Source organism: Paracoccus halophilus (assembly GCF_000763905.1).
Lineage (GTDB): Bacteria > Pseudomonadota > Alphaproteobacteria > Rhodobacterales > Rhodobacteraceae > Paracoccus > Paracoccus halophilus.
Map to the genome: position 1 here is coordinate 1 of NZ_JRKN01000023.1, position 13796 is coordinate 13796.

General features: G+C 62.8%; 8 protein-coding genes and 1 pseudogene. 8 read left to right on the forward strand and 1 reads right to left on the reverse strand.

From position 1 onward, the window contains the following. Positions 1–118: 118 nt before the first annotated feature. Positions 119–448 (reverse strand): hypothetical protein, encoded by a 330-nt coding sequence (locus tag IT41_RS19520; protein WP_139221705.1) that lies wholly within the window; start codon positions 446–448, stop codon positions 119–121. A gap of 704 nt (positions 449–1152) precedes the next feature. Between IT41_RS19520 and IT41_RS14125 the strand changes: the two genes are divergently transcribed. The 8 genes and pseudogenes from IT41_RS14125 to IT41_RS14160 all read left to right on the forward strand — a co-directional run bounded on the left by IT41_RS14125 (position 1153) and on the right by IT41_RS14160 (position 13788). Continuing rightward, on the forward strand, positions 1153–1698 hold the full coding sequence (locus IT41_RS14125) for a ribbon-helix-helix protein, CopG family (RefSeq protein WP_175496426.1): 546 nt from the start codon (positions 1153–1155) through the stop codon (positions 1696–1698). Then, positions 1695–3569, forward strand: a complete 1875-nt coding sequence (locus IT41_RS14130) for a relaxase/mobilization nuclease domain-containing protein (protein ID WP_036742581.1) — start codon at positions 1695–1697, stop codon at positions 3567–3569. The genes IT41_RS14125 and IT41_RS14130 overlap by 4 nt, the downstream gene beginning before the upstream one ends. Positions 3570–3648: 79 nt before the next feature. After that, on the forward strand, positions 3649–3879 hold the full coding sequence (locus IT41_RS14135; RefSeq protein ID WP_036742583.1) for an AbrB/MazE/SpoVT family DNA-binding domain-containing protein: 231 nt from the start codon (positions 3649–3651) through the stop codon (positions 3877–3879). Further along, positions 3869–4276, forward strand: a complete 408-nt coding sequence (locus IT41_RS14140) for a PIN domain-containing protein (RefSeq protein ID WP_036742585.1) — start codon at positions 3869–3871, stop codon at positions 4274–4276. Before IT41_RS14135 ends, IT41_RS14140 begins: the two co-directional genes overlap by 11 nt. A gap of 583 nt (positions 4277–4859) precedes the next feature. After that, the gene (locus tag IT41_RS21640; protein ID WP_414811555.1) at positions 4860–5321 is read left to right on the forward strand and encodes a DUF4365 domain-containing protein; all 462 of its coding nucleotides are present in this window, start codon (positions 4860–4862) and stop codon (positions 5319–5321) included. Further along, a pseudogene (locus IT41_RS14150) lies at positions 5285–5716 on the forward strand (integrase core domain-containing protein); the annotation flags it as partial. The gene IT41_RS21640 and the pseudogene IT41_RS14150, both read left to right, overlap by 37 nt. 42 nt (positions 5717–5758) lie before the next feature. Further along, the gene (locus IT41_RS14155; RefSeq protein ID WP_139221706.1) at positions 5759–8848 is read left to right on the forward strand and encodes a hypothetical protein; all 3090 of its coding nucleotides are present in this window, start codon (positions 5759–5761) and stop codon (positions 8846–8848) included. Continuing rightward, entirely contained in the window at positions 8845–13788 is a 4944-nt protein-coding gene (locus IT41_RS14160; protein WP_036742592.1) for a DEAD/DEAH box helicase, read from the forward strand. The genes IT41_RS14155 and IT41_RS14160 overlap by 4 nt, the downstream gene beginning before the upstream one ends. Positions 13789–13796 lie beyond the last annotated feature (8 nt).

Below are 13796 nucleotides of genomic sequence, written 5' to 3' on the forward strand. Positions count from 1 at the left end.
GAGCCGCTTTGCGCTCGTATCGTTTCCGGGTGATTTCGGTCCAGGGCATCATGATCTCCGTTCGTTCTCACAAACAAACAGAATCATAACTCGCTGAAATCACCCAACTCATTTCCGATCAGGCTCTCAGACCAGCCATCAATCTCCGGATCATGCGGATCCGGCCGCGCGGCCCGAGCGGATACCGCGCCAGCTTTTGTCCTGCTGCCAGGAACACCGCACACAGATTCTCGAAGGTCGCGCCGTTGGCCCAGAACTCTGCATCGCTCATGGCGTCAAGGAAGGGTGGCATGGGTGTGCCGGTCTGCCAATCCTCCAGGACGACCGACAGCACATGCTCGGCATCGTCAGGATGGCATGCATGGATCGCATCGATCAGTTCCGCAACACGCGACAGGCGCAGTCCTTGGCTCATCTCCCCGCAATCCCGTCCAGCAGCATCGGCCATTTTCCCCTCCAACGGTATGGGGCACCCTGAATTGGGACAGCCCCGAAAACATTCGTTTTCGGGGTCTGGCCGTCGCCGAGACTGGGGGTAGCTCTGGCAAGGGGAATCGATGGAAGTGGTGCGGCCCGCAGCCGCGCCAGCGGCGAGGACCCGGTTCTGTCGATTTCCCTTGCCAGAGCGAGGGGCAACGCCCCTAAACTTCGCCTGCCCAGATATCTTGCGCCGTAGGCGCACGATCTTCTGTACTGGTCTCAATCTGTCACGGATTTGGTTTCGACCGCATCGGTGCCGGCCAAAGGGCAGGGGCCTCTTTACCTTTTGGGGCTCGCGGCACCGCCGACCTGCAGGGGCTCTTCCGACAAGCCCTGCGTGAGGAGCGAGGTCGCGGCAACGCGATTTCTTATCGATTGAGAGGATCCCCATAGCGGGGCTGCGGATCACCCCAGGTTTCCACTGGACACAGGTGGCAGCGCCATTTTGGCGCCTGCAGCGGTGCCGGCGTGCCGGCGCTGTTTTTTCATTGAAGCAAACGGACCATATGTGCCGCACCGAGCATCCCTGTGATCGCGACAGCGGACGCAACCTTTGGTTGCGATTTTGTTTGTTATGCCCGCGATCTTGGGTTACTCTGGCACATATGGGGAAGTGGCAGGAAATGCGGAATGTATACAAACCGTCTGACCGCCATCGTCAGGAGACTATTGATGGCGCGTAAATCGCTGACGAAAGACCAGAAGGCAGAGGCCATCCGCCAGTTGAAGGCGGGCGGGGCTGTTTCCACGGTTGCTGACGCGGTTGGTGCCGCGCCTGAGGCGATCAAGAAGGAAAAGGCCCTGAAACTGCGTCAATCCGAGGCGACCACGACCTATGGAAGTGTCGTTACCGTGCGGCTATCCCCCGAGGAGGTGCACCAGTTGGACAGGCTGAAAGGGGTTCTTGGCACAGAAAGTCGTTCCGATGTGCTGCGCACCTTGCTGCGATCCAGTGTCGGGATGCTCGAATTTCCGCCTGAACAGGCGACGGAGCTTGAGGCAATCAAACACGAGCTTCACAAGATTGGCGTCAACATCAACCAGATCGCCTTTGCTGCCAACACTCGGAAGATCAAGCTGGCGAAGCGTCAGATGCACGCCCTGGACGATTTGCGGCTCACCATGCCGAAGGTGCGCACCTTCCTTCAGGCGGTGGTCAGCGAGCAACGGCGTCGTGGAGTGCGACTGTTCAAAGCCTTCATCGAGGGTGAAGCATGAACCGGGGTGGGCTGGCAAAGGCGCTGATCGGCGAGATCGAGTTTCCGATCTGGCAGGGCGGGGCGGGTATGCTGGCCTTCCAACAGGCCGAGGTCGCGCGCGAGTTCGACAGGTTCATGACCCCGAAGCCGAAATTTTCCGGGCGGGCGGCGGGCCTGTGGCGCGTCGCCCAGGGCTCGAATGCGGTGGTGCTGAAGAAGATCCACAATGGCGGCACGCACACCGGAAAGCAGCTTGGCAACCAGCTGGATTACCTGTTTTCCAAGGCGGCGGCGGTCTTCGGCAATATGGCCGATCTGGACCCGCGGGCCCGGACACTCGACGGCGATCAGCGCAAGGCTGTGGTCGATCAGTGGTCGGATGAATGGACCGGCGACCCGAAGAACGGCCATACGACGCATCTGCTGGTTTCCTTCCCCTTCGATGTGAGCGGCGAGCGTGCCCGGCCGGTGGTCGAGGAATGGTGCATGGAGATGTTCCAGTCGGGACTGCATTCGGATGGCGAGGAATGGGCCTATGTCGCAGCCCTGCATACGGATCGCGTCAATCGGCATGTCCATGTCGTCGTGAACAACCGGGGCCTGGAAAATGGCGACTGGTTTTTCATGGCGAAGGACCATGCGTTCAATCTGGATTTCATGAAGGAACGGCTGGTCGAGATCGCGGCCGGGCACGGGATGTTTCTTGACAAGAGCAGCCGCCTGGATCGCGGCGTTCTGACCTATGGCCCGTCGCGGGCCGAGATCGAGCGGGCCGCACGCGAAGGGCGCGAGCCCATTGAGGCACGCCGGCAGGGCAGGGCGCTCAGCGATGCGCTCGACCAGATCCAGCGCAATATCGACACGCTGCGCAGTCTCGCAGTCGTGGCCACCCTCATCAGCGACGAGGATCTGGCCCGGAAGATCGAAGCCGCGGCCGACCTGCTTGAGCAGGGCGGCATCATCAATCACCGCAATCAGGAGATCGTCATGGACCTCGAGACCATCCGCAATCGCGGCGATCTGGCCAATGCCTTCGGAAACTGGCTGGACGAGAGCGAAAAGGACATTTCGCGCCTGCCCGTGCAGGAGCAGCGCGAAATGCGTGAAGAATTGTATGGCATTGCCTCGGAGATCGTGCGCGATCTGGGCGATAATCGCGGTGCGCAGCTGATGCGCCATGCCCCGCGCACGCCGGTCTATCAGGCCCAGATGGGCGAGGATCGGATTTCCGTCCAGGACAAGCACAAGGTCATCGGGCCGGATGGTGTGAGCGAAATGACGACGCAGATTGGGGCGGCCGCGGAGAAAGCAGGTCTCGATCCGACTGTGATCCAGTCCCGGATGGAGACCGGCGCCGCGAATGCCTGGCAGGAGCGCGAATGGATCAAGGCCGATATTCTGGCCGTGGCCGACGCGAAGAAGATCGATCTGTCTTCTGAGGAAGGGCGGGGCAGGGCGGCCGAGCTGGTCGATACCTTCTATGCGGCGGCTGCCCGCACGATTTCTCGCGCGGTGCCGATCGAGCAGGAGGGCACGAGCGACAAGCTGACCCGCACCCTGTCCGCCATGGCCGAAGCCCATGCCCAACACGGCAAGGTCGAGTTCCAGAACGACGAGCATGCAGCGCGCTTCGGATCGGATTTCCGAGAACGCTATGGCGAGAATGCCATGGCGCGGATGACGGCGGGTGACACCAAGGCCCTGGCCGTCGATTTCCCTGATGCGGGTCAGCGCCGGGCCATCGCGCGCGCGGTCGCGGCGGCGGGCGAAGCCCATCAGTCGGTTGGCATGACCCTCGCCCAGACCCGGCAGGTCAAAGAGAAAATGGCCGAGCAGGAGGCTGACGAGCATCACGTTTCGCGTCGCAAGGATCTCGGACACGAGTTGTGATCGCATAACTGATTGCACTGCCGACCATCAGGATATACATTTTCCAAGATGTGTATCATTCAGGGCGAGGCCGAAAACCATGCAGATCGCAAAATGGGGTAATTCTCTGGCCGTCCGCCTGCCTGCGCGAATGGTCCAGGAACTCGGGCTGAAGGCGGGTGACGAGATCGAGATCACCGCAGCCGGTGCTGGGCATTTTGAGGTTCATCGACGCCGTGACCCCGAAGAAATCCTGGCTCGCCTGCGCGAGTTTCGTGGATTGATGCCCAAGGGCTATCGGTTCGACCGGAACGAGGCGAATGCCAGGTAGGTTCTTCGACACGAACGTCCTGCTTTATCTCCTCTCCGACGACCGTGCCAAGGCAGACATTACCGAAGGGCTGCTGCCCGGCGGCGGAACCGTCAGCGTCCAGGTGCTGAACGAGATTGCGACTGTCACGCAGCGAAAATTCAGGATGAGTTGGGCGCAGACGGATGAGTTTCTGCTGATGATCCGTGAATTTGTGACCGTCGAGCCGCTGACCTATGAGACTCATGACCTTGGTATCGCCCTGGCGCGGAAACACGCGCTGTCTGTCTATGACGCCATGATCGTTGCAGCCGGGCTACTGGCTGGCTGTGACATCCTGCTGTCAGAGGACATGCAGGATGGATTCAGGGTGGCCGATAGGATCACGATCCGTAATCCATTCGCCGCGCAAATATGATCCGCGCAGCTATCTATGATGGATCGCCATGTGATCACCCGTCCAGGTTAGGAGCAGGGTCGGCGTGTTTTCCCTCGCTGGACTATGAAAGTTTGGGCGGATTCCGGACCTTCTCTGCACGTGCGAACCCAACCTCGCCAACCTTTAGAAACGGACGTTCCGCCAAGATAAGGCGGCAACGCTTGGCGCGACCTACGCGGAGACGGAAACCGGAAGTTCGTTGTGTGTGCGAATGCGCCCCCAGACTCACTGTAGAAGCAGACACTCAGCGAGTGCTTTTCCGCTCTGTGCTGGCATGATCGACTGTCAAGGCGGTAGGCAGCAAATTGCTGCAAGCCGCGTTGGAGCTACAAAGCTCGAAACGGGATGATGAATGCCGCCGATCGGTGGACGCGAAAGTTGGCGTCGTGCAGTATGGCAGCGGATCTCTCTAAAGGCGATTTGTGCAACTTGACGCATTCTGACGATATCCGGCACATCTTGTAGCCCACACCTTATGCTGCCACAAGTAATGTGATACATCTCGAGAATTACTTTTTCGGGTATCCAGGTTTGAACAAGAGGATCACAACCAACCAGAGAAATCGGAGAGCAGGCAGCCAAACTTCAATTCGTGCGAATTGGGTTTCAGTTTGATGGGCGGTCGCGGCTGGAGGCCGGGATCGACGGCATCGCTGAGGTGATGGACGGTGATCAGCCGACGGTCAAGATGATCGCTGTTCAGGTCAAGGCTTCTGAGAGTAGTGCCTATGCCGGTGAGACGGAGGCCGGATTCACCTATCGTGTTCGCGCTTCGGACTTCGACTACTGGCGTGGCTCCAACCTTCCTGTGATTCTTGTGCTCTACAGGCTTTCGGATGACACGTTCTTCTGGAAGTCGCTCGAAAACCTCGTTGGCGAAGCCGAACGCACATTGCAGTTCAACAAGCCGCGAGACGTCTTGGACGCGGGCGCGAAGGATCGCCTCGCGGCCCTTACGGTCGCCAAGCAAGGACACGGATATTACGTTCCACCGCTCGGGTCGCGCGCGAGCTCACCGCACTGATCCGGATCTACTGCCAGCCCGGCTGCATTGTCAGTGACAATGGGACGGAGTTCACCAGTCGGGCCATCCTGAAATGGGCCGACGAGAACACCGTGCCGTGGCACTACATCGATCCGGGCCAGACCCAGCAAAACGCCTTTATCGAAAGCTTCAACGGCAGCCTGCGGGACGAGCTACTGAACGAGGAGATATTCGGCAGCCTGGATGATGCGCGGCGCAATCTGGCGCTCTGGCGATACGACTACAATACGGTCCGGCCACACTCGTCCCTGGCCAACCAGACACTGCAGTAAGCGCGCCGGACGCTTGAGCAATTTGAGGGCTCCGCGCCCGGCGCGCTTGCGTCAGACGAGCAAGCCGAATATCCCGATACAACCTGCAGGTTCTCGTTATGAACGAGGGACCAGCAGGGGGCAGGTCAGAGGAAGTAAGGCCAAGTGACGACGGCTCCATCCAATCAGAATTCGCTACCCGAAATCGAAGCCGCCATGGTCACGCTTCGTACAGGCGCCGGCTCGACACCTTTTATACTCGACATGCCTATACCGCCCGGTCTTCAACATGCCGCCGAAAAGGCACTAAAATCCTACTCGATCTTCATGATCCTGGACAAGTTTCCGACACTTGGTGTTTGGGGCGTCCTGCTGCCCCTCTCGCGGAACTACGCGGAGGACGGAAAGGGCGTCTACCGTCATATCACTTCCTTCCTCGGACAAGTGGGCGGCGATCAAAATGATATTGAGAGGTTGAAGAGCCGGTATCGCCAAGCCGCCCGGCGGATCGGCCTACCCATACCAACGTCGAACCAGCCCACCGGCCTCTTTTTCGCAGCGATGGGCCCCGCCCAGGCGCAGTTAGGGATACTTGCAAACGCGCTGGTCTGGATGGCCCTGCATCATGGACCTCCGGCGACAGAAGACACCGCCTCAGCGCGCGCCTGGCAACGACGAGCCGTGACCGTCCGCTGTCCGAACCACACCCGCATCCAGGCAACTGTCCGGTTCGACCAATCCGCCCACATCGCGCAACGCTTCGACCATTGGCGTCGGGGCGAGGCGGCCAACGGCGAGCGCGAGGGCTTGCTCTTCGATGCCTACGACTGCGCCATCGCCTCCTTCCTCCGCAAGCGATCGGATATCGTCGCACCGCCGAAGGTTCTCTGGTCAGGAGCGGAACTGGCCGTGGAGCCGGAACCCTCCCGGCATAGGCAATCGATCACCCTGGGAGCTTTCCCGATGCCCGTCGCAGCCGGCAGCATCACGCGCATCCCGGCGCCGTGGCCGGAAAAGCTCTCGTGGCGTTGCAGGAACCACTCACAGGACATTCATCTCGCACCTCAACCCGGAGAAATTCTCCTGTTCGACGCAGATTCAGGGGCACTGCTGTCTCGCGAGCGACAGGACGCAAGGATAACAACCGTTTCTGCCGAACGACTTGTCATCCTGTCCCGGCACGCCTTCTCATCGCCCTCGTTTGGGCCTGCCATTCCGGCGGAAGATCCCGACTTCCGGGTCGCCTGGACCGTGAACGGAGAGACCCTGGAATTCGAAGATGGGCAAAACCTCGAGATATCGGCGCCCGATGAAGCATCGATCTGGCTCGACGCGCGCAGCCTCGCCTCGGATGGATCTCGCCGATTGCTCTCCTGCGAGGGCGCTGTCGTCGTCAAGCTCGATGCCGAGATCGGTGGACGCAGCCGCATTCTTCGAGCAACCCTCGGCGAGGTGCGCCGGTTCCGCGAAATCACGGTCAACAGCGATGGTATCGCGCGGGTTCCCTTCGCAGACCTGGGCCTCTCGATCACCGACGCTCCTCAAAAGATCCGCTTCGATGTCCTCGCCCCGGGCGCTGCCGGGGATGCGGCCGCGCGGGCAGAACTCTCGGCCACCGCTTGGATATGGCCCGGCGTGGCGCGGATCGATGGAGATCCCGCGGTTCTGCCCTGCCCGGCCAACTACCTCCCTGCCCATAGCGTCGGGCTTCGAGAAGCCCCGGAAGGTCTCGTCGTCGACGATCGGGCCGATGTCGAGACCCCTGTTATCGGTGTCTCCGCAGAGGGTGAAATCCGGGAATTCAGCCTTCGCCTCGATCGCGAAGACCTTTGGCACTATCACGTCCCCGCCCAAACCCGCTCGCGGGTTCCAAGGGGCAAGGTCCTCGTGTTCGGCCACGCGTCCACCCACGACACGCTGACGGTCCGCTCGACGGACCAACATGCCGACATCCTTGCGCTCGGGACCGAAATCCGAGGACCTTTCATCGGCCGGACGTCTTGGGAAATCGGCGCCGGCCTCCTGGAGGAGGCGACGGGCGACGACAGGATCGCCCTGCGCAGGAAGGACGGGCGGATCGATCTTCTCGCCAGGATCCGCCATGTCGATGACCCCCGGAATATCGACCTCACCATGGAAGACGACCGGCTCGACCTGTCGCTCGATTATCGCGGTGAGATCGATGCCATTCGGATCGATGTTCGCAGGGCGGATGGTGCATCCGTGGTCGCCGACCATTCCCTCGGACGCAGGCCCGTTCCCCTGCCCACCTTCCACGGCCTCTCGGTGCGCCACGACCCCACGAAAAAGCGCCTCGCAATCTCCCTGCCCCTGGATCCCGCGGCGGCCCCCGGACGGATGCGGCTGCTCTACCGCGCCACCGGCGAAGACACATTTCATCCTTTCAAGGACAGCGACGGAGCGGATATCGCCCTTGGCCTGCCAGGCGATACCGACCAGGCCGATATCGCCTGCCTGAAAAACCTTGCCGGCTTTCTCGCCCACAAGAGTCCCTTCGCTCTCGGGGACCAGGTCCGGTCGGCCCTCCAACCCGCCTACGAGCAGGCAATCCGGGAGATTTCGCCTTCGCGGATGATCGGCCCGATCAAGGCCGCACTCCTCGACATGCCCGACATCAAGGAGTGTGCGCCGCGGCACGATCTTGCCGGAGCGGCTCCATGGATTTTCGAGGCCTCAGGCACTGCGTTCTCGGGCTTGAACGCGGGCTCCGGCCTCGCCCCGCTCGCTCAACTCGCGAGCCAACCCCAGGTAACGGGACTTCCCGACCCCCGAGGCGACGAGCCAATGCAGTCATGGTTGGAACAGGTCGCGGCCACGAGCGACATGCCTCTCCCATTTGCTCCCGACAGGCTCGAAGCGGCGTTCCAGGCACTTCGATATCGCCTGGGAGATACGGACCTGCGAGATATCGTCACCGACGATCTACTGACGGGGACCGTGCGTCTCATCGCTGCCGCCCATGTCGCCGACCTCGATCGCCTGAGATCCTTTGACAACGGCGGCGGTGGTGATCCGCTGCCGGCCCGCATCGCAGCTGCGATCGAGCGGTTTGCCCGCGCAGCGGCGCTCCGAGAGACTGACGCCCATGTCGATGCGCTTTGCACACGCACCGGCTTGCCTCGGGCCGAGATCGGCCAGGCCCTGACACTGATGCTGCGTGCGGGCATCGAATTCTTCGTCTACTTCCGCGGGCTCTGGTCCCAGGCCGCACAACAGCACGAAAGACAGACATGACAGACCTCGACCCGAATGCCTTTCGAGATCACCTCAACGCGACCATGGCGCGCTTCGTGTCGACCAGTTCGCCGATCAATGACATCCGCGCGCCTGAGCTCGCCCGCCAGGTCCGGGACGCCGTCGCGCGCATGCAATTCGTCAAGGGTCCCCATGTCGAGATGCTGCCCGACTTCGAAAAGGGTCGCAGCCTCCAGGCGCTTGCCGGCGATGGTTTCCTTGCGCCGCAATGGTCCGCCTTTGCGACCAATGCCCGCTCGGTCTGGTCACGACCCTTGCATGCCCACCAGGAAAGCGCCCTGCTGCGCGACGAGAACTACCTCGTTGCGACCGGGACGGGCTCCGGCAAGACCGAGGCCTTCCTCTACCCAATGATCGACCAGATCCTCAAGCAGGGCGACCTGTCGCGCCCCGGGGTCCGGGCCATCCTTGTCTACCCCCTCAATGCACTGGCCAACGACCAGCTCAACCGGATCGCCTCCCTGCTTTTCCGCGACCTCGGGGATCCCGGCATCACGCTCGGCCGCTACACCGGCCAGGTGAAGGCCAATGCCACGCGGGACGAGGAGATCACACGACTTCGGGAAACGCCCACCTTCCAGGAGATCTTCGGCGAGGAGGCCGATGTGCCGTTGAACTGGAAGCTCTCCCGCAAGGAAATGCGCGCGGCGCCGCCCCATATCCTGATCACCAACTACGCCATGCTCGAGCATATCCTGCTCCTGCCGACCAATCGCCCGCTTCTGGCCGACGCGCGCCTCAACACGATCGTGCTCGACGAGATCCACACCTATGCCGGGGCGCAGGCGATCGAAGTAGCCTTCCTGCTTCGGCGCCTCAAGGCGCACCTGGGTGTCCCGGACGGGACCATACGCTGCATCGGGACATCGGCCTCCCTGGACCCGGGGCGCAAGGGTGAACTTGCGAATTTCGCCAGCAACCTCTTCGGAGAACCCTTCGGCGGGGAAGCCTCGGTGATCACCTCCCAGCGCAAGATGCATCCTGCCCTCTCCGCCACGCCGGCGCCGAGCGGCCTCTCCCCGAAACGCTGGGCCGAGGCCGCGGAGCTTGCCACCATCGCGCGCGAAGCGAAGCGCAACGAAACACCCCTCGACACCGAGGCCTGGAATTCCGAGGCGGATCTTCTCGACCTCCCCGAGCTCTGCCTGGACGAGACCCTGCCGCTCGGGGACGCCCTGATCGCCAGGCTTGGCGGCTTCGAGGAGATCAGCAGGATCGCCGGAAAACTCGAAGACGGCGCCGTGCCGCTCCATGTCTTGGCCGAGGAGGTCTTTCCGGATGCCGGGTCGGACGCGATCCCGGCTCTGACCGGACTGATCGCGATCGGGGTGCTTGCCATCAGCGAAGACCAGGCGGTCTTTCCCCTGCTTCCCGCCCGTTACCACCTGATTTCCCGGGCGCCCGACCGGGTCGGCGTCGTTCTGGCTGCCGACAGGGATGACCAGGTCTCCGAGATCGTCATCGGTGCGGACCGCGACGAGCAGGAGCGTCCGGCCTTCGAGCTCTTCACCTGCCGCAACTGCGGAGAGCCTTACCTGGAGGCCTTCATGGGCGGAGCTTACCTGTCACCGCAGCCAGGTTCGGGTCCAAGGCAGCTGCTTCGCCTTGTTAAGGGGGTCGCCGACGCCGAGGAGGAAGGCGAAGAAGAGGGCGCCGACGAGCCGCTCCTGTTGCACATCGACCCGGCAACCGGCGAGCCACTCGACGAGGACACGCCCGGCGCCGTTGTCCTCGAGTCCGTCGAGCTTTCCGAGGATCCCGATGACGGCACGCGCTACCTGAAGCGATGCGTGAGCTGCAATCACTTCCCGAGCCGCCACCTGGAGCCCATCACGCGGCTACGGCCCGGCGACGAGGCCATCGCGGCCGTGGCCGCGCAGACCCTGCTCGAGGCCATGCCGGAGAAGCCCAGCGGAGAGAGCCCGCCGATGGGTGGGCGCAACCTGCTGGTCTTCTCGGACAACCGCCAGGACGCGGCCTTCTTCGCTCCCTTTTTCGAACGCACCTCGCGCGAACAGGCCATCCGTGCGGCCATGCTCCGTGCCGTGGAGCGCGATGGTCCGATCGATCTCGACAACCTCGTGGGCGCGGTCGAGCGGCTGCTGCGCGAAGACGGGCTGCGGCTTTACCGGCCCGGTGTCGTCCCGATACTGGAAACCGGAACCAACCAGTATCAGCGCCTTAAGGCCTTGATTGTCGCCGAGCTGACCGTTTTCGGAAAGGGGCGCCTCAGCCTCGAGGGATTTGGTCTCATCGGTGTCGATTTCCGGCAGATCGCGCGACCGGTCCGGGCGGTTGAGAAGGCCATGCCCGGGCCCATGAAACCGCACGCCGAAGCCTTCGTACGATACCTGCTCAAGATGGCGCGCGAACACCGGGCCGTCGCAGAGAAAGCCTCGGGGATGATCGATCTTGAGGATGAATCGATTTGGACCCGCATCGCCTCCCAACGCGGCCGATGCATCGCACGCGAGCGGAACCCGCGCACGGATCTTCCCCTCGCGTTGATCCCGGCGAGCGGCTTCAGGAACCGCTTTACACGTCTGCTCGAGAAGATGGCCACGGCCTGCTGGACATCGATCTCCCCGCTCGAGATCCACGATGTCCTCGTCGCCTTCTGGAAGGCCATCGAAGGGCCACGCTCGCTCGCCGAAAAGCACGGCACCGGGCTTGGCCTCAAGTTCGACAAGGATCTTCTCCTCCTGCCCTCCAGCGCGGTCAGGCTCTACCAATGCACCAAGTGCGGGGCCCGCACGCAAGCCGACACCGCCGGGGTCTGCCAGTCGATGAAATGCGACGGGGCGCTCCAGGAGGTGTCCATGGAAGACCGGCACACATTGGGCGAGCGCAACCACTACGTCGCCCGCTACCGTGAGCATCCGCGGCTCGGCATTGCCCGTGAGCACACGGCGGCCATCGCGGGCGCAGTGCGATCGGTGATCGAGGAACAGTTCAAGGCCGGCGAGGTCAACCTTCTCTCCTGCACGACGACGATGGAGATGGGCGTCGATCTCGGCGACCTGGAAGCCGTGCATTGCAAGAACGTCCCGCCCTCCATCGCGAACTACCAGCAGCGTGCCGGACGGGCGGGACGCCGCGCGCAGGTCGCCCCCATCGTGATGACCACCGCGCGCTCCGGGCGCTTCGACCGGGCGGCCTACGAGGAGTTCGGCCGCTATCTCGCCGCGAAACCCATCATTCCCTACCTCTCGCTCGACAATGCTGGGTTCTTCCAGAGACACCAGGTGGCCATGCTGCTCGCGCGTTTCCTCGAGCACCGGCTCTCCGGCTACGCGCGATCAGGGGCCCCGAGGCTCAGGGATGTCCTCGGACAGGTACTCGATGCACCGGCCCGGGCGGACTTCGATGCCGATTTCGACGGATGGCTCACGGAAGCCACTTTGGACACCCAGGCGGCCGCAGATCTCGGCAAACGCCTCCCCGATGCCCTGTCGGGGATTGCCCTCGATGCCGACGGGCTGCGCCGCACGATACGCGACCGCGTGATGGGGTTCGCAGATGCCGCCTGGGGCCGCTGGGGCGTGATGCAATCGGCCATCGACGACCTCGAGGAGAAGCGGCTCGAGACCGACAAGACCGACAGCAAGGCCATCCTGAAGATCGACCGCGCGACGCGCGCCCTCAGGACGCAGCAGGAACTCTACATGAACCAGTTCCTGGTCGACCAGCTCTCGCGCCGCGCGGTCATCCCGACTTACAGCTTCCCGGTGCATTCGGTGAGCCTCGAAGTGCTCAACGCCGCTGGCCAGACCGCGGACAGCGCTCTTCTCGAGCTTGACCGCGACGGACAGATCGGCATCGCCGAATACGCGCCTGGCTCCGAAGTCGTCGCCGGCGGCCGCGTCTGGACCAGTGTCGGCATCTCGAAACGCTCCCGGTTCACTGGAGACGACGCCTTCGTGGAACGCGCCCGCTACCGAATCTGCGAGGCCTGCAAGTCACCCCAGATTACCAATTTCGGCGTCGATCCCGCACCTGAGTGTCAACAATGCGGCACGCGCTTCGCCGAACACGCCGGAACGCGCAACTTCATCCGCCCGAACGGGTTCCTGACCTCGATTACAGACAGCGACGGGCGCGACCCGGGCGCCAGCCGTATTCGGCCCGTAGTCTCCGACGAAGCTCTGCTATTGACTGAGGCCCCGCGCGCGGCCTACGCCGCAACGGATATCCCCGGCCTGCTGACCTTCCACGCGCCGGGATCCAACCGTCCCGAACACGAACTCGGCCGCATCTTCACGGTCAACCGCGGGCGCCACAAGGGCGGCTTTGCCTGGTGCGGATCCTGCGAACACGCAGTGCCAGTGCGGGGCGGCGGTCCGCCCGATCGCATGTGGCAGACAGTGCAGAAGCTCGGCGAGCACACCAACCCGCGCACCGGACAAGTCTGCCGAGCCAATCCCGATGCGAAGATCTATCCTGTAGATCTTGCGCATATATTCGAGACGGATGTCCGTTCACTCATGTTTGACAGCACGCCACGCAGCCCACAGGGCATGGATCTCTCCAGTCACCGCTCCCTCGGGCGAACCCTTCAGGAAGCCTTGCGCCTCGGTGCCGCCGACCTGCTCGAGACAGACCCGAGGGACATAAAGGCTCTGATTCAACGCCTCGACGGCCGTCTCGTCATCGTGCTCTACGATGCGGTCTCTGGAGGTGCGGGCTATGCCACGCGGCTGACCCGGGAAGACGGCTTCATGGTCCGGGACCTGCTCTTCGCCGCGCGCAAGATCCTCGATTGTGCCAACCCGGACTGCCGCAAGAGTTGCACGCGCTGCCTGAACGATTATTCCAACCAGGCTTATTGGCTGGACTTCGAGCGCCATCCAGCCCTGGCCTGGATCGAGACCATCCTGATCGACGCCGGGCTCAAGATCACGCCCGCAAGCCCGCTTTAACGAGGAGG